This is a genomic window from Burkholderia sp. AW49-1, assembly GCF_053427845.1.
This window is the reverse complement of the sequence record NZ_JBSAXF010000010.1, coordinates 94,612-113,446: the sequence shown is the minus strand read 5'-3', so window position 1 is coordinate 113,446 and position 18,835 is coordinate 94,612. Positions and strand designations below refer to the sequence as shown.

Below are 18,835 nucleotides of genomic sequence, written 5' to 3'. Positions count from 1 at the left end.
GATTGATCGAGATTCATTGACAATTCCCGCGTGCCTTTACAAGCTGTCAAGTCTGACTTGACATTGAATGCTTTCGGACCGCTTCCGGCCCTTAAGCGGGCCCGATCGGGAGACACAAGGCATGGACATGAACGCGCTGACGCTGCTCGTCGAGATCCTCGATGCGGGCAACCTGAGCAAGGCCGCGCAGCGGCTCAAGATGAGCCGCGCGAACGTCAGCTACCGGCTGAACCAGCTCGAGCGCTCGATCGGCCAGCAACTCGTGCGCCGCACGACGCGCCGCATCGAGCCGACCGAGATCGGGCTGAAGCTGTACGAGCACGGCCGGCGCATCCGCAACGAACTGCTCGCCGCGCAGGAATCGGTGACGACGCTCGGCCAGGACCTGCAGGGCCGCGTGCGGCTGTCGGTGCCGAGCGGCTACGGACAGATGGTGATGTCCGAGTGGCTGCTCGCGTTCAAGCGGCTGCATCCGGGCATCGTGCTCGACGTGGTGTTCGAGAATCGCGTGGAGGACCTGATGCGCGACGAAGTCGACATCGCGATCCGCGTGATGTCCGAGCCGCCGCAGAACCTCGTCGCGCGCGACATGGGCGCGGTGCGCTACGTCGCGTGCGCATCGCCCGCGTTCGCGGCCGCGCACGGGATGCCCGCGAGCCTCGGCGCGCTGGCCGCCGCGCCGGTCGTCACCGCGACGGTGCTGGGGCGGCAGTTGCGGATCGCCGCGTATCTCGGCGACGAGCGCCACGAGGTGCTGCTCGAACCCACGCTGATTTCGGAGAACTTCCTGTTCCTGCGCCAGGCGATCCTCGCCGGGATCGGCGTCGGCATCGTGCCCGACTACGTGATGCAGGACGACATGCGGCGCGGCACGGTCGTCACCTCGCTCGACGCGTACCGGCTCAGCATCTTCGGCACGCACATGTACATGCTCTACATGCCGAACCGGCACCACACGCGCGCGACCGCGACCTTCATAGAGTTCATCCTCGAACAGGCCGGGAAGACCGGCCGGGGCGGGCCCGACGGGATGCGTCAGGGTTTCCTGTCGGGTGACAACCCGCCGGCCGCGCGGCGACAATAGCGCGCCGCCCGTGCGGAGCGCGTGCCGCGCATACGCCGCCGCCTTCGAATTCACCGTTGCCGAGGGTTCAATGTTCGACCGGATTCGTCCGTATTCGCGTCCCTGGACGCCCTTCGCCGCGCTCACGCTCGTCGCGCTCGCCACGTTCAGCGCCGGCTGCACGTCCCCGTCCGCGCCGTCGGGCGGCGTCGTCCCGGTTGCCGCCGCGTCGGGCGCCGCGGTGCCGCTGCCCGGCGTTCACGCGCCCGAACGGTCGTCCGGCTGGACCGACAAGCCGGGCTGGACCTCGCAGCACTTCATGATCGCGGCCGCGAACCCGCTCGCGACGCAGGCCGGATACGACATGCTGAAGGCAGGCGGCACGGCGATCGACGCGGCGATCGCGACGCAGATGGTGCTCACGCTCGTCGAGCCGCAATCGTCGGGGCTCGGCGGCGGCGCGTTCATGCTGTATTCCGACGGCAAGACGACGCAGGCATACGACGGCCGCGAAACCGCGCCGGCCGCCGCGACCGACCGCCTGTTCTACGGCCCGACCGGCCAGCCGATGGGCTTCTACGAAGGCGTCGTCGGCGGGCGTTCGGTCGGCACGCCGGGCGTGCTGCGCATGCTCGACGCCGCGCACCGCGCGCACGGCAAGCTGCCGTGGCGCCGGCTGTTCCAGCCCGCGATCCGGCTCGCCGAGCACGGCTTCACGATCAGCCCGCGCCTGGCGATGCTGATCGCGAACGACAAGTACCTGATGAACGACCCGGCCGCGCGCGCGTACTTCTACAACAACGACGGCACGCCGAAGGCGGCCGGCACGGTGCTGAAGAACCCCGCGCTCGCGACCGTGCTGCGCCAGGTCGCCGACCGCGGCGCGAATGCGTTCTACACCGGCACGATCGCGCGCGACATCGTCGCGAAGGTGCGCAAGCACCCGACCAACCCGGGCCTGCTGACGCTGCAGGATCTCGCACGCTACAAGGCGAAGGTGCGCGAGCCGCTGTGCGCCGACTACCGGCGCTCGGTGGTGTGCGGGATGCCGCCGCCGTCGTCGGGCGGGCTCGCGATCGCGCAGATGCTCGGCATCCTCGAGGCGATGCCCGACTGGCAGCAGATCGGCGCGCAGAAGCCGGTGCGGACCGAGCTCGGCTACGAGCCGACGCCGTTCGCCGCGCACCTGTTCAGCGAGGCCGGGCGCCTCGCGTATGCGGACCGCGCGCGCTACGTCGCCGATCCCGATTTCGCGCCGCTGCCTGGCGGCAGCTGGGCGAGCCTCACCGACAGGACCTATCTCGCGCAGCGCGCGCGCCTGATCGGCGACACGAGCATGGGCGTCGCGCAGGCCGGCACGCCGCAGGGCGCGACGCTCGCACTGGCCGACGACCGCAGCCCCGAATTGCCGTCGACGTCCGACATTGCGATCGTCGACCGCTACGGCCAGGCGCTGTCGATGACGACCAGCGTCGAGGACGCGTTCGGTTCGCGGATGATGGTGCGCGGCTTCATGCTGAACAACCAGCTCACCGATTTCTCGTTCGTGGCGAGCGAGAACGGCCGGCCCGTCGCGAACCGCGTGCAGCCGGGCAAGCGACCGCGCTCGTCGATGGCGCCGGAACTCGTGTTCGACAAGAAGACGAAGCAGGTGACGATGATCGTCGGCTCGGCCGGCGGCCCCGCGATCATCAACCATGTCGCGAAGACGCTGGTCGGCGTGATGGACTGGGGGATGACGATGCAGCAGGCGATCGCGCTGCCGAACGTCGGGTCGATGAACGGGCCGACGCAGCTCGAGCGCGGCCGCGTGTCGGACGCGCTCGTCGACGGGCTGAAGGGACGCGGGCACGACGTGCAGGTCGTCGAGATGAATTCCGGACTGCAGGGGATCCAGCGGCTGAACGTGCAGGGGCAGACGGTGTGGTTCGGCGGGGCCGACCCGCGGCGGGAAGGGGTCGCGATGGGGGATTGAAGGCACCCGGCAGAGGCGGCGCGCATGCGCCGCCTGCTGCGTGTCATCCGCGCCCTTTCCACGGCACGATCCGCCGCTCGACCCGGCGCATCGCGAGATCGAACAGCCACGCGATCGCGCCGATGATCAGGATGCCCATCACGACGATATCGGTGCGCAGGAAGCTCGACGCATTGAGCACCATCTGCCCGAGCCCGGCCGTGGCGGCGACCATCTCGGCCGCGACGAGCGTCGTCCAGCCGAACCCGATCGCGATCCGCAGGCCGGTGAGGATTTCCGGCAGCGCGGCCGGCAGCACGACGTGGCGCACGATCTGCGCGAAGCTGCCGCCGAGCGAATATGCGGCGTTGATCTGCTCGACCGTCGCCGCGCGCACGCCCGCACGGGCGGCCATTGCGATCGGCGCGAAGCACGCGAGGAAGATCACGACCAGCTTCGCCGTCTCGTCGATGCCGAACCAGATCACGACGAGCGGCAGGTACGCCAGCGGCGGCAGCGGCCGGTAGAACTCCAGCAGCGGATCGAGCACGCCGCGCGCGACACGGCTCACGCCCATCAGGACGCCGGCCGGCACGCCGATCGCGGTGGCGAGCAGGAATGCGCCGAACACGCGCGCGGCGCTCCACAGCAGATGCTCGGACAGCGGCAGGCCGCCCTGGATGCGGCCGTGCCACGCATCGACGAATGCCGCCCACACCGCTTCCGGCGCGGGCAGGAACAGCGGCGGCAACCACTGCCAATGCGTCGCGCTCCACCACAGCACGGCCAGCGCCGCGACCGTCGCCGCGCTGAGCCCTGCGGTTTTTCCCTGGCCTGGCAAGCGGTAGCGGCGCGACGGCCGCGCCGCCTTGCGCCGCGTCGTGCGCTCGTCCTGCTCGACCCTCCCGGCCGCTCGATCGGCCGCCCAGGAATCCTGCGTGCTCATGTCGTCCTGCCTGTGCAAAGTACTGATCCGCCCGCGCCCCGCGGACGCGCCCTGCCGCGCGAACTCGTGCATCACGTGACCTCCGCGACCGCCTCGTCGCGATGCAGATACGCGATCAGCCGCTCGCGCCATGCGATGAATTCCGGGGACGACTTCACCGCGCGCGCATCGCGCGATTCGACGTAGCGCCGCGCGAACGGCAGCTCGAAAGTCTCCGCGATGCGGCCGGGGCCGGGCGTCATCACGACGAGACGCGTCGCGAGGAACAGCGCCTCCTCGACGTCGTGCGTGATGAAGAACACCGTCTTGCCCGTGCGCGCCCATACGTCGAGGACGAGCGCCTGCATCGTGCCGCGCGTCATCGCGTCGAGCGCGCCCATCGGCTCGTCCATCAACAGCACACGCGGGTCGCTCGCGAGCGCACGCGCGATGCCGACGCGCTGCTGCATCCCGCCCGACAGTTCGTACACGCGCGCATGCGCATGGCGCTCGAGGCCGACGAGCGCGAGCATCTCCGTCGCGCGCGCTTCGCGCTCCGCCTTCGACACGCGCGCGAAGCGCAGCCCGAGCGCGACGTTCTCGAGCACGTCGAGCCATGGCAGCAACGCATATTTCTGGAACACGACGCCGCGATCGGCGCCGGGGCCCGCGACCGGCACGCCGTCGACGCGCACGTCGCCCGTCGTCGGCGCGACGAAGCCGGCCATGCAGTTCAGCAGCGTCGTCTTCCCGCACCCGGACGCGCCGAGCGCGACGACGAATTCACCGGAATCGATGCGCAGGTCGACGCGCGCGAGCGCCTGCGTCGTCGGCCGACCGCGTTCGCCCGGATAGGCGACCGATACCTGACGGACTTCCAGCGTGCTCATGATCGAGGGCTCCGCGATGAGTGGCCTGAGTCGCCTGATGCGCCGCGCTCAGCGCGCGGCCTTCTGCACGAACTGCGGATCGACGCCGACCGAGTAGTCGGCGAGCACCGTCTGGATCGTGCCCTGCGATTTCAGGAACGCGGCGGTGGCCGCGAGCGACTTCGCGGCGCCGGACTGCGCACCGCCGCCGAGCCAGGTCGGCGACGCTTGCTCGGCCGGCGTCGGGAACGCGTAGAGCGCGAGGCTCGCGGGCACGTCCTGCACGTTCGCGCCCGACACCTTCGCGACCGCCGCGACCTGCGGCGAACCGGCCTTCCACGCGGCCGCATGCGCGCGGTAATCGGCATCGGCGGACGCAAGCACCTTCACGAAGCGCGCGACGAACTCGGGGTTCTCGCGCGCGAACTTGCGGCTCACGACGAAGCCGTCGAAGGTCGCCTTGCCGCTTTGCTTCCCGACCTGGCCCGACGTCGTCAGCACCGTGCCCGACTGCTTGACCTTCGCGAGCACCGGATCCCAGATGTAGGTCGCGTCGATGTCGCCGCGCGTCCACGCGGCCGCGACCTCGGGCGGACGCAGGTTGACGATCTTCACGTCGTTCGGATTCACGCCGGCGGCCTGCAGCGCGACGAGCGTATGGAAATGCGACGTCGACACGAACGGCACGCCGATCTTCCTGCCCTTCAGCGCGGCGAGGCTGGTCACGCCCGAGCCGTTGCGCGCGACGAGCGCCTCGGCGTCGTTGATGTTGTCGAGCACCCAGAACAGCGAGATGTCGAGCCCCTGCGACAGGCCGGCCGCGATCGGGCTCGACCCGGCCTCGCCGAGCTGCACGGAGCCCGACGCGAGCGCGCGGATCACGTCGGCGCCGCTGTCGAGCTTGCGGAACGTGACCTTGTAGCCGGTCGCCTTTTCGACTTCACCGCTCGCCTGCGCGTAGCGCCACGGCACGACCATGTCCTGGTACGCGATCACGACTTCGCGCGATTCGGCGTGCGCCGCGCCCAGCGCGGCAAAGGCGGTCAGCGCGACGACGGCGCGGCGGACGAAGCTGAAACGGGACATGCGGCTCTCCTTCGAATGCGGGCATTGCTGCGGGAGAGCCGACTTTACGAGCTTTGCGCGCGGCGGGAGCGAACTTATCCTGCGAAGCTATCGATGCCGTTTCAGCTTTGCTTTCCACGTTCCACCGGAACGCGCGTCCGGTCGGATGGCGATTGTCGTGCGAACGCGCAGGCGGCGGCCGCACCAACGAAAAAGCCCGCATCGCTGCGGGCTTCTTCAACTGCATGAGATGTGAGGCTGTTGCGCGAACGCGGCGCTCAGACCACCCCGGCCCCGTGCGCCTGCAGATCGGCGTGATAGCTCGACCGCACCATCGCGCCGACGGCCGCGTGCGTGAAGCCCATCTTGTATGCCTCTTCCTCGTACATCTTGAACGTGTCCGGATGCACGTACGCACGCACCGGCAGGTGGTGCTCGGACGGCTGCAGGTACTGGCCGATCGTCAGCATGTCGACGTCGTGCGCGCGCAGGTCGCGCATCACCTGCAGGATTTCCTCTTCGGTCTCGCCGAGGCCGACCATCAGGCCCGACTTCGTCGCCACGTCCGGATGCTGCGCCTTGAAGTCCTTCAGCAGCTTCAGCGAGTGCGCGTAGTCCGAACCCGGGCGCGCTTCCTTGTACAGGCGCGGCACCGTTTCGAGGTTGTGGTTCATCACGTCGGGCGGTGCCGCGTTCAGGATCGAGATCGCGCGGTCGAGACGGCCGCGGAAGTCCGGCGTCAGGATTTCGATGCGCGTTTCCGGCGACTGCGCGCGCACTTCGCGGATGCACTCGACGAAGTGGGCGGCGCCGCCGTCGCGCAGGTCGTCGCGGTCGACGCTCGTGATCACCACGTACTTGAGCTTCAGCGCGGCGATCGTGCGGGCCAGGTTCTTCGGTTCGTCCGCGTCGAGCGGATCGGGACGGCCGTGGCCGACGTCGCAGAACGGGCAGCGGCGCGTGCACTTGTCGCCCATGATCATGAACGTCGCGGTGCCCTTGCCGAAGCATTCGCCGATGTTCGGGCAGCTCGCTTCCTCGCACACGGTATGCAGGTTGTGCTCGCGCAGGATCGTCTTGATCTCGTTGAAGCGCGAACTGCCGGTGGCCGCCTTCACGCGGATCCATTCCGGCTTCTTCAGCTTCTCGATCGGAATGACCTTGATCGGGATGCGCGCCGTCTTCGCCTGCGCCTTCTGCTTGGCGGTCGGATCGTAGGCCGGGGTCGCGGCCGAATCGGCCGGTGCGGGGGAAGCGGTAACGTCAGTCATTCGAATGTTCCAGTGCCTGCGGCTTGTCGGCGGCCGCGGATTCGCCGTCGAGGTTGGCGATCAGACGCCCCACCAGCGTGTGGGCGACGTCGTTCCAGTCGGCGGCAACCTCGAGGCTCGCCATGTCGACGGTTTCCAGTCCGGCATAGCCGCACGGGTTGATCGCGAGAAACGGGCGCAGATCCATCTTCACGTTCAGGCTCAGCCCGTGATAGCTGCAGCCGTTGCGGATCTTCAGGCCGAGGGCCGCGATCTTCGCGCCTTCGTGCACGCCGGATGCCACGTAGATTCCCGGCGCGCCCGCCTTGCGGACCGAAGCGAGATTATACGCCGCGAGGGTTTCGATCACGGCTTCCTCGATCTTCGTCACGAGCGTGCGCACCATCAGCTTGCGCCGGCGCAGGTCCAGCAGCAGGTAGACGACGATCTGGCCGGGGCCGTGGTAGGTGATTTGTCCGCCGCGGTCGACCTTCACCAGCGGCACGCCGCTGTCGGCAACGAGCAGATGGGCCGGATCGCCGGCCTGGCCGAGCGTGTAGACGGGCGGATGCTCGACGACCCAGATTTCGTCGCCGGTGTCGGTCGTGCGCGTGTCGGTGAACGCGCGCATCGCGTCGAAGCTCGTCTCGTAGGCCTCGCTGCCCCGCCAGCGCACGGTGACCGGCGCGACGGGCTGAACCGGAGACCCGGCGGGCGATTCGGAAACAGCGACAGGCGTGGACACGATGGCAACCGGCGAGACGGACATGGGCGGTAGTTTACCGAAAACCCATGCGTCTCGCCGGCTATGGAAGGGGACGGATCGCGCGTATCCGTCGGAGGAAAGGCCCGTCAGACGGTGCGCCAGCCGTCGTGGAGCAGCGCATTCACGCGATCGCGCAGCCGTGCGAGCGCGCCGCGCGCGATCTCCCCGGCCGGCCGCGACACCGAGAACGCGACATGCGCGCCCTGCCGGCCTTCCGCGCTGAGCCACAGCCGCTCGCCGCGGCGCAGCCGGAGCGTCTCGCCGTCGACCAGGAAGTAGTCTTCGACGTCATTGCTGCGCGTCGCCCACACCGGCCCGCACTGCACCGTCAGACGGGTGCTGCGCTGCACCTTCATCGGCACGGTTTCGCCCGCGGGAATTTCGAACGTGATGCTTGAAGAAATTTCTTGCATGATCGTCTCCGCCAATAAATGCTTCGATGGCTACAATCGTAGTCACTTCAAGGCGTCCGACAAAACGACCAATTTTCACGTCGATGTGAGGAAAATTAGCAAATGGACCTCCGCCAGCTGCCTGCGCTGAACGCGATTCGCGCGTTCGAAGCCGCCGCCCGCCACGAGAATTTCTCCCGCGCCGCCGACGAGCTGTACGTCACGCACGGCGCGGTCAGCCACCAGGTTCGCGCGCTCGAGGAAGAGCTCGGCGTGCAGCTGTTCGCGCGCAACGGCAAGCGGCTGTGCCTGACCGACGCCGGCATGCGCTACGCGCAGCAGGTCCGCACCGCGCTGATGGTGATCGCCGACGCGACGCGCGAGGTGCGCGCAAGCGACCGCGGGCGACGGCTGGTGGTGTCGATGCTGTCGTCGTTCGCCGCGCGCTTCATCACGCCGCGCATTGGCACGTTCATCGAGCGGCATCCGGAAATCGACGTCGAGCTGCAGTCGACCAACTCGCTCACCGATTTCGCGCGCGACGACGTCGACCTCGCGATCCGCTTCGGCTCCGGCAGCTATCCCGGGCTGCATGTCGAACCGCTGTTCGAGGAGGTGTTCTTTCCGGCATGCTCGCCGACGCTCAACGGCGGCAAGCTACCGCAGACACCCGCCGATCTCGTGCACTACAACCTGCTGCGCTCGGACGACGAGCTGTGGCGGCCGTGGTTCGACGCGGCCGGGCTCGATACGCTGACCGAGCCGAAACGGGGGATTCTGTACCAGGATTCGTCGAACCTGCTGCTGGCCGCGATCGACGGCCAGGGTATTGCGCTGGTGCGCCGCTCGCTCGCGGTGCACGACCTGCTGGACGGGCGCCTCGTGCGCCTGTTCGACATCGACGGGCAGAGCCCGTGGCACTATTTTTTCGTGTGTCCGCCGCCGCTCCTGAACACGCCGCGCGTGCAGGCGTTCAGGACCTGGCTGCTTCAGGAAGTCGCCGAATACAAGCTGCTGTGCGACGAGCTGGACGCGCGGCGCGCGGCGGGGAAGACCCCCGCCGAGTGCGCGCAGGAAGGAGGATGGAGAACGGCGCTCAGAGCACGACCTTGACCATCGGATGGCCGGTCAGTGCACGGTAGATGGTGTCGAGCTGTTCCTGGCTCGTCGCGCGCACGGTGATCGTGAGGCCGGTGTAGTTGCCGCCGCTCGATGCACGTTCCTCGATCTTCTCGACGTCGATCTCGTTGTCGTGGACGGCCACGACCTTGAAGATCGTGTCCTTGAATTCCGGGTGCGCCTTGCCCATGATCTTGATCGGGAAATCGCACGGAAACTCCAGCAGCGACTCCTTCCGGGTATCGATCGCGCCGGTGACCTCGATGGTTTTGGTCGGTTCGCTCATCATTTTCTCCGGGTTAGGTCAAACTGTTCAAACTCGCGTGCCTTCGCACGCTGGTACGCGTCGTACAACGCTGCGAACACGGGGCCCGGCTTGCCGCCCTGCACGGGCAGATCGTCGAGCGACGTGACGGGCAAAATCTCTTTCGTGGCCGACGTGATCATGATCTCGTCCGCCGAGCGCAGCTCGACCTCGCTGATTTCGCGCGCGACGAACCGAATGCCGCATTCCTCGGCCAGCTGCTCGACCAGCGCGTAGCGGATCCCTTCGAGGATCCTGTTGCTGCGCGGCGGCGCCATCAGCTCGCCGTTCTTCACGATCCATACGTTCGACGACGAACCTTCGGTCACGTTGTCGTCGCGCAGCTGAATCGTCTCGAACGCATCGCGTTCGGCCGCATGCTGCGCCATCAGCACGTTGCCGAGCAGCGAAATCGACTTGATGTCGCAATGCAGCCAGCGACGATCCTCGGCCGTCACGCAGCGCACGCCCCGCGCGCGCTCCTCGTCCGACGGCAGGCGCAGCGGGCTCGTCATCGCGAACACCGTCGGCACCGCGTTCGCCGGGAACGCATGGCCGCGCTTCGCGACGCCGCGCGTCACCTGCAGGTAGACGAGCGCATTGCCGTCGCCGAGGCCTTCCGCGTTCGCGGCGACCACGCGCTCGATCAGCGCGCGCCAGCCGGCCGCGTCATGCGGATCGTCGATGCCGATCTTCTTCAGGCTGCGCGCGAGCCGCTCCAGATGCTGTTCGATCCGGAACGGCACGTGCGCGCCGTCGTGCGCATAAACGGGGACGACTTCATACACGCCATCGCCGAAGATGAACCCGCGGTCGAGCACCGGGACCCGGGCTTGCGACAGCGGCCCCAGCTCCTCCTGCGACGACACGCTGAGGTAGACGATCGGTTCGAATTCGGCTTGGCTCATGGCTATACCAGGTGGGGATGAAGTCGTGAAAACAAAGGCCCGTCGTGCTTACTTCTTCTTGCTGAACATCAGCAGGATCGAGTCCCAGATACGACCGAAGATACCCGCTTCCGGCACCGCCTGCAGCGCGACGACCGGGAACTCCGACAGCGTCTTGCCGTCGGCGACGATCTTCACGGTACCGACCTGCTGGCCTTCCGCGAGCGGCGCGATCAGCGGCGCGTTGACCTCGACTTCCGGCTTCACCTTGTCGCCCAGGCCGCGCGGCACGGTCACCCACTGGTCGCCCTTCACGCCGACCTGCACGGTGTTTTCCTTGCCCTTGTAGATGCGCGGGGTCGACATCGCCTGGCCGCCCTTGAACAGGCGCACCGCGTCGAACGCGCTATAACCGTAGTTCAGCATCTTCATGCTGTCCTGCGTGCGCTCGCCTTCCTTCTGCTCGCCCATCATCACCGACACGAGACGGCGCTGGCTGTCGACACCCGGGATCGCGCGCTTGGCCGACGCGATCAGGCAATAGCCGGCCGCTTGCGTATGGCCCGTCTTCAGGCCGTCGACCGTCGGATCCAGCCACAGCAGGCGGTTGCGGTTGCCCTGGCGGATGTTGTTGTACTTGAATTCCTTCTCCGAGAAGATGCTGTAGTACTGCGGAAAATCGCGGATCAGGTGCGCGGACAGCTTCGCGAGGTCGCCGGCCGTCGTGTAGTGGTTCGGGTCGGGCATGCCGTTCACGTCGGCGAAGTGCGTGCCCTTCATGCCGAGGCGCGCCGCCTCGTCGTTCATCAGCGTGACGAACTGCCCTTCGCTGCCGCCGACCAGTTCGGCCAGCGCGATCGCGGCGTCGTTGCCCGACTGGATGATCATCCCGTACACGAGGTCGTGCACCGACACCGGCTTGTTCGCCTCGATGAACATGCGCGACTCGTCGGTGCCGACACGGCGCACCGCTACGCTCGGCGTGACGATCTGCTCCATCGAGATCTTCTTCTTGTCGAGCGCTTCGAACACCAGGTAGGCCGTCATCAGCTTCGTCAGCGACGCGGGCTCGACGCGTTCGTCCGCGTTGCCCGATGCGAGCACGGTGTTGCTCGTCGCATCGACGAGCACCCACGAGCGCGCGTTCACGCCCGGCGGCGGCACCGCGCCCGGCATGAAGGTCGCGGGCGCGCCGGTGAACTGCTCGGTGGCGGCGGCCGGCGCGGCATGCGCGGCCTTGGCCTTGGCGGCCGGCTTCGCCTCGGCGACGACGATCGTCGACGCGAGTGCGACGGGCAGCATCACGCCCAGCGCGACGTTGCGCGCGGCGGTGCCGAAGGCGATGGAAGAAGCGAGGGACTTGAGGCCTTGGGGAGACAGACGCATGATCGATTCAGGCTGGTGGCAGAAAGTGCGGCGCGAAACGCGCAGGGGTTGAACGGCAAGGCGGCGAGCGTTCCGGCATTCGTCCGACTGCGTCGGACGGCGCGAAACGCGCCGGTTGGACTCGTGCGGACGCGTTCGGTTCGCGGCCGTCGCGAGCGGGCGGACAGGCGGCGAAACGAGCGCCGCATGGGCCCGGCCGGGCCGCGGGCGACGCGAAATGCGGCCATTATACGTGGCCGCGAACGGCGTTTTCGCGAACCAGGGCTCAGGTGGCCACACACAGGCTTCGGGAGGATAGCGCGGCTTCGCTGTGGAGAATCGTGCTCGAAGCCGCGCGAAAGGCGTGCGCAGGCGCCGTGCAAGCCGGGTTGCGCCGCGCTGGAGCGGGCATGTGCGATCGTGTCGGAACACGATGCGGCGCGATGTCGCGCGCGGCGACATCGCGGTCGTGCGGCAGCGGCGCCGCACGCCGTGTTCAGCGGATCAGCGCCACGCGTCGACGATGATGCGCTTCAGCACGTGCAGCTTGCGATGCAGGAAATGCTCGGCACCGGGGATCACGACGACCGGCAGTTCCTGCGGCCGCGCCCAGTCGTAGACCGATCCGATCGGCACCGTGTCGTCGGTTTCGCCGTGGATCACGAGCGTGTTCTCCGGCACGTCGGCGACCTGCCAGCGGCTCGCGGCCGTGCCGACGAACACCATCCGCTCGATCGTCTCGCCCGCGTCACGCAACCGCTTCGCGACGTGCGACAGCACGAAGGTGCCGAACGAGAAGCCCGCGAGCACGAGCGGCAGGTCCGCATAGGCGGGCTGCGCGCGCATGTGCGCGAGCACGGCGAGCAGGTCGTCGGCCTCGCCGACGCCGTTGTCGTGCACGCCCTCGGTCGCGCCGACGCCGCGGAAGTTCGACCGGTACACCACGTAGTCGAGCTGGACCAGCGTGCGCGCGAGCGTTTGCGCGACCTTGTTGTCCATCGTGCCGCCGAACAGCGGATGCGGGTGCGCGACGAGCGCGATGCCGCGCGGCGCGGCGCCGCCTTCGCGCACGGCGTCGGGCACGTCGACCGCGATCTCGATCTGCCCGACCGGGCCGGGGATCAGCGACTTCTGCGTATGAACGTTCATTCGGCCGGCCCGCTCAGATCTTCAGGCGGTCGACGACCTTGCCGTCGCGCAGGTGCGATTCGACGATCTCGTCGATGTCGGCCTGGTCGACGTACGTGTACCACGTGCCTTCCGGATACACGACCATCACCGGCCCTTCCTCGCAGCGGTCGAGGCAGCCGGCCTTGTTGATGCGCACCTTGCCCGGCCCCGCGAGGCCGAGTTCCTTCACGCGCTTTTTCGCGTACTCCTGCATGGTCTGCGCGTCGCATTGCGCGCAGCTCGGGCGCTCGGCGCCCGGTTCGCGCTGGTTCAGGCAGAAGAAGACGTGGTGCTGGTAGTAGGAATCCATGATGGTGACGTGCGGCCCGGCGCGGCGCCGGGCGGAAAGAGGGGCGATTGCCGTTGCGCGCGGCAACGGATGTGCGGACGATTATAGCGACCGGCGCACGCGGCTGCCCGGGACCCACGCGAGGCGCGGCCGCGCCGCCCCGTTGCCTCTCCCGCCGCGTCAGCGCCGCCGCGCGGCCGGCAGCCACGCGTGCTCGACCCGCTGGCCGAGCCAGATCAGCGCCGCGTAGGGCCAGATCCACGCCAGCCAGCGCGCGATGCTGTTGAAGTGCACGTAGCGGCCCTGCCGCCAGCCCGACAGCGTGAAGTCGAAGAACGGGTTGACGGGCAGCAGGTTGACGAGCGCCACACCGGCCAGCAGCGCGAGCGCCGCGAGCAGCGCACGCCACGCGGCCGGCACGCGCAATGCGAGCAGCGCCGCCGCGAAGCCGAGCTCGATGCCGAGCCGCGCGCCGGGCGTCGCCCACACGACGACGAGGCCGGTGCTCGACTGCATGAAGGTCGCGGCCGCCTTCAGCGCGAGCGTCGCGGCGACGAACGCGATCAGGAGCCGCACGCGCGGCGCGCGGGCGCGCATCGCGAGCGACGCGATCGCCAGCGCGGCGAACAGCATCAACCCGCCGAGCGCGGCTTCCCACGCGGAGTCGGACAGCCAGCCGTCGACGCGCTCGGGCCATTCGCTCACGCGCCACGCGGCCGGCAGCCATGCGAGCAGCGCGTCCTGCATCGAGCCGTCGGCGCGCTCCCACAGCGCGGCCGGCCAGTCGCCGATACCGAACAGGAACGGCGACGGAAACAGGATCGCGAACGGCCACAGCCCGGCGAGCAGCAGCGGTGTCGCGCCGTCGGTCTCGAACCACGCGAAGCGCAGCCGGCGCAATGCGCCGCGGTCGAGCAGCGCGCCGGTGGCCGGTGCCGCGAGCGCCGCGCCCAGCAGCGCACCAAGCGCGTTGGCCGCGAGATCGAGATTCGACGCGACGCGCGTCGGCAGGTAGGTCTGCAGCGCCTCCATCGATCCCGACAGCAGCACGCCGAGGCCGCCCACGATCAGCGTCGCGGCCACGCCGCGCCAGCGCGGATGCAGCGCGAGCACGCCGAGTGCGCCGAACGGCATGTAGCCGAGCACGTTGGTGACCACGTCGAACGCGGTCACATAACGCTGCATCGGCGCGAACAGATAGTCGAACGGCCCGATGCCGAGCGATACCCAGCCGTCGAACGGATACAGCGATGCATAGACGATGAGCGCCGCATACGCGGCGAACGCCTGCCGCGCCAGCGACGACGCGCGCGACGTGCCCGGCGCGCTCATCGCGGCTGCGCGCGGTGCGTCACGGGTTGCCCGCGTACGCCTGCACGCCGACCCACGCGGCGATCTGCGACACGAGCTCGTCGCTCGCGGCCGCGAGCGCGCGCGCGCCGCCGGCCGCGTCGGGCGTGCTCGACGGCGCGCGCGCGACGAACGTGCGCTGGCCGAGCACCTTGCCGTCCTGCATCAGCGTCGCGCGCGCGGTGACCGCGCCGTGGCTCTGCGACTGCCCGTCGAACACCTGCTCGAATTCGTTCAGGTCGACCTTCAGCGTCGGCGCGCGCACGCCGTCGGAGCCTTCGAGCACCGCGCCGCGCGACGACAGCGCGCCGCGCAGCCGCTGCGTGAGCAGTTGCGCGGGCGGCGCGGTCCAGCGGCTGTCGCGATAGACGGCCGTGCGCTGCGCATCCGCATACGCGAGGCGGTAGACGAACTTGTCCGTGTCGAGCGCGTCGGGCGCGGCGACGTCGAGCACCTTCAGCGCGGGGCCCGTGCCGGCCGTGACGGTCGATCCGGCCGGCCCGAGGTCGTAGCGGACGTTCGACAGCGCCGCGCCGTTGCCGGCGCAGCCGGCGGCGAACACGAGCGTCAGCATCGCGAGCGCGGTCGCGGCGGGACGCAGCGCGCGATCAAGGATTCGTGGCATGGCATGTTCCTGCATGATGTTTCCGGTTTCGATGGCGTCGTGGCCCGGTCTGGCCCAGGGCCGGTCGATCGACGTCGATGGGCTGGCGATCTGCTTCATTTCCCGGCGGCGGCCCCTGCCCCCGGCCAGACGAAGCCCGCTTCGCCGGGGCCGGGCGCGGAGCCGGGCGAACCGAACAACAGACTGCTCGGGTTGCGGCCGAGTTCACCGGCGACGTCCTTCAATTGCCGCGACGCATCGCCAACGCTGCCGGCCAGTGCGTTGAACCGCGGCAGCGTGTCGTACTGGACCCGCGCGTTCAGGTCGTTCAGCGCGACGCCGACCTGCTCGGCCGCCGAGCCTGCCTTGTTCAGGTTCGACACGAGCGGCCCGTTCGGCTGCAGCAGCGTGTTCGCCGACGCCATCGCGCGATCGACCTGGTGCATCGTTTCCGGCAGCGCGGCCACCGCCGGCGCGAGCTGCTTCGACAGCGTCGTCGCGCCGTCCGCCGCGTGCTGCAGGCTTTCGGCCGTCGCGCGCAACTGCTCGCGCATCTCCGGCGACATCAGCGCGTTCGCGCTTTTCGCCGCCAGTTCGAGCTGCCGCAGCAGCACGTCGCCGCGCTCCTGGATCTGGTCGAACAGGCTCGGCCGCATCGGGATCTGCGCGATCGCCTTCGGCGACGACGGCAGCGGCGCCAGGTCGCGGCCCGTGTCCTCGAGCTGCACGAACGCGATGCCCGTCACGCCCTGGAAGCCGAGGCTGCCGTAGGTCGACTGCGTGATCGGCGCGTCGTGGTCGACGAGGATCCGGATCCGGATCTGGCCCGGATGCGAGCGGTCGAAGCCGATCGACTGCACCTTGCCGACGTCGAGGCCGCGAAAGCGCACGGCCGCATCGGGGAACAGGCCCGTCACGTTGGTGCGCGCGAGCAGGTCGTACGGCACGCGCACGGTGCGGTCGACGTTGAACCAGAACACGGCGCCCGCGATCGCCAGCGTCAGCGCGATCGTGAACAGGCCGGCCCAGAACGCATGAGATTTGTTTTCCATTCGCGGGTTCCTTGCTTCTTGCCTTTCCTACAAGTCGACGCTCGACAGCGCCGGTTCGAGGGCCGCCTTCGGCAGCTTCGCGCGCCGCTCGGGCGGCAGCGCCTGCAGTGCGCGGCGCCCGCGCAGCCCCAGGAAATATTCGTGGATGAACGGATGGTCGACGTTCGCGGCCTCCTCGACCGGCGCCGCGACCAGCACCTTGCGATCGGCCAGCACCGCGACGCGCGTCGACAACGCGACCATCGTGTCGAGATCGTGCGTCACCATCACGACGGTCAGCCCGAGCGTGCGGTGCAGCGTCGCGATCAGCTCGACGAATTCGTCGGACGCCTGTGGGTCGAGGCCCGCGGTCGGCTCGTCGAGGAACAGCAGCTCGGGCTCGAGCGCGATCGCGCGCGCGATGCCGACCCGCTTCACCATCCCGCCCGACAGCGCGGCCGGCATCTTCGACGCGTGCTTGCACGGCAGCCCGACCATCTCGAGCTTCAGCATCACGATGTCGTGCAGCAAGTCGGGCGGTACGCGGCCGAGCTCGCGCAGCGGCTGCGCGACGTTGTCGAACACCGTCATCGACGAGAACAGCGCGCCCTGCTGGAACAGCATCCCCGAACGCGTGCGCATCGTCCGCGCGCTCGCGTCGTCGATCTTCGACGTGTCTTCGCCGAACACCTTGATCGTGCCCGACGTCGGCCGCTCGAGGCCGAGGATCTGCCGCACGAGCGTCGTCTTGCCCGAGCCCGAGCCACCGACGATCGCGACGATCTCGCCGCGCCGCACGTCGAAATCGAGCTTCTGGTGAATGATGTTGCGCCCGTAGCGCTTCGTCAGGTTGCGCACCTCGATCACGAGGTCGCCGCCGTGCGCGGCCGGCGCCGGCGGCGTGCCGACCGTGCCCGCGCCGACTGCCGCGGCATGTGCGCTGGCGGCATCGGCCGGCACGGCACCGGCCGCCGGTTCTTTCGACGCGTTCATCCGAGCCCCACGTTCTGGAACAGTATCGCGAACACCGCGTCGGCGAGGATCACGACCGTGATCGACGACACGACCGACGTCGTCGTGCCTTCGCCGAGGCTCTGCGAGTTCGCCTTGATCCTGAAGCCGAAATGACATGCGACCAGCGCGATCAGCATGCCGAACACGACGCCCTTGCCGAGGCCGATGTACAGGTTCGCGATCGGCACGACGCCCGGCAGCGAGCGCACGAAATAGTTGACGTCGATCCCGAGCACGAACTTCGCGGCGAGCGCGCCGCCCGTCAGCGCGACGATGTTGGTCCACATCACCAGCAGCGGCATCGCGACGCCGAGCGCGAGCACGCGCGGCAGGATCAGCCGCAGCCCGTGCGGAATGCCCATCACGCGCATCGCGTCGAGCTCCTCGGTCACGCGCATCACGCCGATCTGCGCGGTGATCGCCGAGCCCGAGCGGCCCGCGACGAGGATCGCCGACAGCACGGGCCCGAGTTCGCGAATCACCGACAGCCCGAGGATGTTCACGATGTAGCGGTTCGCGCCGAACATCTGCAACTGCTGCGCGGACAGATAGCTGAGCACGATGCCGATCAGGAATGCGACCAGCGCGGTGATCGGCAGCGCCTGCGCGCCGGCGCTGTAGATGTTCGCCGAGGTTTCCTTCCACGGCATCGTCTGCGGCCGGCGCAGCACCGACAGCGCGTCGAGGATCACGAGGCCGAACATCGCGATGCCGCCCTGCAGGTGTTCGCCGAACGCGAAGATCGCCTGGCCGAGGCGCGTGACGGGATCGAAGCGCACGACGGGCTCGGGCGCCTCGCGCTGGCTGTCGAGGCGTTCGATCCGCTCGAAGATCGTGCGCTGCGTGGCGGTCAGCTCGACGCCGGCCGGCAGCTTGCGGCCCCATACGCGCCACAGTGCCTGGCCGCCGACGTGGTCGAGCCGCTCGATGCCGGACAGATCCCATTCGTTCACGCGCCCGGACGCGATGCCCGCGATGCGGCGCGCGACCTCGCCGCGATTGCGCGCGAGCGCGAGCGCGGTCCACTGGCCGGTCAGGCGCACCGTCTGGCCCTGGCCGCCGGCGTCGACCGACAGGCCGGGAGGTGTGTCGAAGTCCAAGGGCGGGTTGTTTGCAAAAGGATGACAGCGGCCATTGTATCGAACCGTCCGGCGCCGCGACGTGAGGATTGCCGCCGGGGCGCGCAGCCGGGCGCGCCCGGCGCCGACGCCGGGCCAGAGGCGCTCCGTCGAGGGCGCCCGGCCCGCCATGGCGCGGCGTTCGCCGCCGCAACGGCGTGCCGGGCACGCGACCTTTCATTCTTCCGTCACGTTTCCTTTCGATACTCTCACGCGCCGCACGTCAGGCCGTCGGCGCCCGCGCCGCCATTTCGCTGCGCTCCTCGCGATTCATAGAACAGAACACCAAACAGGACAATC

At 69.0% G+C, this 18,835-nt stretch carries 19 protein-coding genes; 3 read left to right on the top strand and 16 right to left on the bottom strand.

The features are described from left to right. Positions 1-121: 121 nt before the first annotated feature. Positions 122-1,084: a LysR family transcriptional regulator gene (locus ACV22W_RS17550; RefSeq protein WP_448020743.1), complete on the top strand. Its 963-nt coding sequence runs from the start codon at positions 122-124 to the stop codon at positions 1,082-1,084. A 70-nt stretch (positions 1,085-1,154) separates the two neighbouring features. Continuing rightward, complete coding sequence (ggt, locus tag ACV22W_RS17545; RefSeq protein WP_448020741.1) at positions 1,155-3,038, top strand: gamma-glutamyltransferase; 1,884 nt, start codon at positions 1,155-1,157, stop codon at positions 3,036-3,038. A 43-nt stretch (positions 3,039-3,081) separates the two neighbouring features. On the opposite strand, the gene ACV22W_RS17540 is transcribed toward ggt, so the two are convergent. From ACV22W_RS17540 to ACV22W_RS17515, 6 genes are all read right to left on the bottom strand, one after another. Then, positions 3,082-4,035 carry an ABC transporter permease subunit gene (locus tag ACV22W_RS17540; protein ID WP_448020829.1) on the bottom strand — a complete coding sequence of 318 codons (954 nt, stop codon included), beginning with the start codon at positions 4,033-4,035 and terminating at the stop codon, positions 3,082-3,084. Next, the gene (locus tag ACV22W_RS17535) at positions 4,035-4,832 is read right to left on the bottom strand and encodes a taurine ABC transporter ATP-binding protein (RefSeq protein WP_059524014.1); all 798 of its coding nucleotides are present in this window, start codon (positions 4,830-4,832) and stop codon (positions 4,035-4,037) included. Before ACV22W_RS17535 ends, ACV22W_RS17540 begins: the two co-directional genes overlap by 1 nt. Positions 4,833-4,880: 48 nt before the next feature. Further along, the gene (gene tauA / locus ACV22W_RS17530) at positions 4,881-5,897 is read right to left on the bottom strand and encodes a taurine ABC transporter substrate-binding protein (protein WP_448020739.1); all 1,017 of its coding nucleotides are present in this window, start codon (positions 5,895-5,897) and stop codon (positions 4,881-4,883) included. A gap of 257 nt (positions 5,898-6,154) precedes the next feature. Then, positions 6,155-7,147 carry a lipoyl synthase gene (gene lipA / locus ACV22W_RS17525; protein WP_448020738.1) on the bottom strand — a complete coding sequence of 331 codons (993 nt, stop codon included), beginning with the start codon at positions 7,145-7,147 and terminating at the stop codon, positions 6,155-6,157. Next, complete coding sequence (gene lipB, locus ACV22W_RS17520; protein ID WP_448020736.1) at positions 7,140-7,895, bottom strand: lipoyl(octanoyl) transferase LipB; 756 nt, start codon at positions 7,893-7,895, stop codon at positions 7,140-7,142. Before lipB ends, lipA begins: the two co-directional genes overlap by 8 nt. Before the next feature lie 83 nt (positions 7,896-7,978). Then, positions 7,979-8,305 (bottom strand): DUF2917 domain-containing protein, encoded by a 327-nt coding sequence (locus ACV22W_RS17515; protein ID WP_059524043.1) that lies wholly within the window; start codon positions 8,303-8,305, stop codon positions 7,979-7,981. A gap of 102 nt (positions 8,306-8,407) precedes the next feature. Between ACV22W_RS17515 and ACV22W_RS17510 the strand changes: the two genes are divergently transcribed. After that, positions 8,408-9,397: a transcriptional regulator GcvA gene (locus tag ACV22W_RS17510; protein WP_448020734.1), complete on the top strand. Its 990-nt coding sequence runs from the start codon at positions 8,408-8,410 to the stop codon at positions 9,395-9,397. Here the strand turns inward: ACV22W_RS17510 and ACV22W_RS17505 are convergent. From ACV22W_RS17505 to ACV22W_RS17460, 10 genes are all read right to left on the bottom strand, one after another. Next, positions 9,381-9,689: an HP0495 family protein gene (locus ACV22W_RS17505; protein ID WP_059524041.1), complete on the bottom strand. Its 309-nt coding sequence runs from the start codon at positions 9,687-9,689 to the stop codon at positions 9,381-9,383. The genes ACV22W_RS17510 and ACV22W_RS17505 overlap by 17 nt on opposite strands. Continuing rightward, entirely contained in the window at positions 9,689-10,615 is a 927-nt protein-coding gene (locus tag ACV22W_RS17500) for a D-amino acid aminotransferase (RefSeq protein WP_448020732.1), read from the bottom strand. Before ACV22W_RS17500 ends, ACV22W_RS17505 begins: the two co-directional genes overlap by 1 nt. 48 nt (positions 10,616-10,663) lie before the next feature. Next, positions 10,664-11,980, bottom strand: coding sequence for a D-alanyl-D-alanine carboxypeptidase family protein (locus tag ACV22W_RS17495; protein WP_448020730.1), 1,317 nt, complete (start codon positions 11,978-11,980; stop codon positions 10,664-10,666). Positions 11,981-12,463: 483 nt separating this feature from the next. After that, entirely contained in the window at positions 12,464-13,108 is a 645-nt protein-coding gene (locus tag ACV22W_RS17490; protein ID WP_448020728.1) for an alpha/beta hydrolase, read from the bottom strand. A gap of 13 nt (positions 13,109-13,121) precedes the next feature. Then, entirely contained in the window at positions 13,122-13,439 is a 318-nt protein-coding gene (locus ACV22W_RS17485; RefSeq protein WP_011694422.1) for a (2Fe-2S) ferredoxin domain-containing protein, read from the bottom strand. A 159-nt stretch (positions 13,440-13,598) separates the two neighbouring features. Next, complete coding sequence (locus ACV22W_RS17480; RefSeq protein WP_448020726.1) at positions 13,599-14,750, bottom strand: VanZ family protein; 1,152 nt, start codon at positions 14,748-14,750, stop codon at positions 13,599-13,601. A 19-nt stretch (positions 14,751-14,769) separates the two neighbouring features. Continuing rightward, entirely contained in the window at positions 14,770-15,393 is a 624-nt protein-coding gene (locus ACV22W_RS17475) for an ABC-type transport auxiliary lipoprotein family protein (protein ID WP_448020725.1), read from the bottom strand. A 95-nt stretch (positions 15,394-15,488) separates the two neighbouring features. Beyond that, a complete protein-coding gene (locus ACV22W_RS17470) occupies positions 15,489-16,424 on the bottom strand; it encodes an MlaD family protein (RefSeq protein WP_448020723.1) in 936 nt (311 codons plus the stop codon). Positions 16,425-16,451: 27 nt separating this feature from the next. Beyond that, complete coding sequence (locus ACV22W_RS17465) at positions 16,452-17,396, bottom strand: ABC transporter ATP-binding protein (RefSeq protein ID WP_448020722.1); 945 nt, start codon at positions 17,394-17,396, stop codon at positions 16,452-16,454. Then, entirely contained in the window at positions 17,393-18,517 is a 1,125-nt protein-coding gene (locus tag ACV22W_RS17460; RefSeq protein WP_448020721.1) for an MlaE family ABC transporter permease, read from the bottom strand. The genes ACV22W_RS17465 and ACV22W_RS17460 overlap by 4 nt, the downstream gene beginning before the upstream one ends. Positions 18,518-18,835: the final 318 nt, after the last annotated feature.

Bases quoted from the DNA above. Each gene is read 5' to 3' on its own strand.
- ACV22W_RS17510 (WP_448020734.1), top strand. From the start codon at position 8,408: ATGGACCTCCGCCAGCTGCCTGCGCTGAACGCGATTCGCGCGTTCGAA.
- ACV22W_RS17480 (WP_448020726.1), bottom strand. From the start codon at position 14,750: ATGAGCGCGCCGGGCACGTCGCGCGCGTCGTCGCTGGCGCGGCAGGCG.
- ACV22W_RS17505 (WP_059524041.1), bottom strand. From the start codon at position 9,689: ATGAGCGAACCGACCAAAACCATCGAGGTCACCGGCGCGATCGATACC.
- ACV22W_RS17535 (WP_059524014.1), bottom strand. From the start codon at position 4,832: ATGAGCACGCTGGAAGTCCGTCAGGTATCGGTCGCCTATCCGGGCGAA.
- lipB (WP_448020736.1), bottom strand. From the start codon at position 7,895: ATGTCCGTCTCGCCGGTTGCCATCGTGTCCACGCCTGTCGCTGTTTCC.
- lipA (WP_448020738.1), bottom strand. From the start codon at position 7,147: ATGACTGACGTTACCGCTTCCCCCGCACCGGCCGATTCGGCCGCGACC.
- tauA (WP_448020739.1), bottom strand. From the start codon at position 5,897: ATGTCCCGTTTCAGCTTCGTCCGCCGCGCCGTCGTCGCGCTGACCGCC.
- ACV22W_RS17500 (WP_448020732.1), bottom strand. From the start codon at position 10,615: ATGAGCCAAGCCGAATTCGAACCGATCGTCTACCTCAGCGTGTCGTCG.
- ACV22W_RS17495 (WP_448020730.1), bottom strand. From the start codon at position 11,980: ATGCGTCTGTCTCCCCAAGGCCTCAAGTCCCTCGCTTCTTCCATCGCC.
- ACV22W_RS17490 (WP_448020728.1), bottom strand. From the start codon at position 13,108: ATGAACGTTCATACGCAGAAGTCGCTGATCCCCGGCCCGGTCGGGCAG.
- ACV22W_RS17550 (WP_448020743.1), top strand. From the start codon at position 122: ATGGACATGAACGCGCTGACGCTGCTCGTCGAGATCCTCGATGCGGGC.
- ACV22W_RS17475 (WP_448020725.1), bottom strand. From the start codon at position 15,393: ATGCCACGAATCCTTGATCGCGCGCTGCGTCCCGCCGCGACCGCGCTC.
- ggt (WP_448020741.1), top strand. From the start codon at position 1,155: ATGTTCGACCGGATTCGTCCGTATTCGCGTCCCTGGACGCCCTTCGCC.
- ACV22W_RS17485 (WP_011694422.1), bottom strand. From the start codon at position 13,439: ATGGATTCCTACTACCAGCACCACGTCTTCTTCTGCCTGAACCAGCGC.
- ACV22W_RS17540 (WP_448020829.1), bottom strand. From the start codon at position 4,035: ATGCACGAGTTCGCGCGGCAGGGCGCGTCCGCGGGGCGCGGGCGGATC.
- ACV22W_RS17470 (WP_448020723.1), bottom strand. From the start codon at position 16,424: ATGGAAAACAAATCTCATGCGTTCTGGGCCGGCCTGTTCACGATCGCG.
- ACV22W_RS17515 (WP_059524043.1), bottom strand. From the start codon at position 8,305: ATGCAAGAAATTTCTTCAAGCATCACGTTCGAAATTCCCGCGGGCGAA.
- ACV22W_RS17465 (WP_448020722.1), bottom strand. From the start codon at position 17,396: ATGAACGCGTCGAAAGAACCGGCGGCCGGTGCCGTGCCGGCCGATGCC.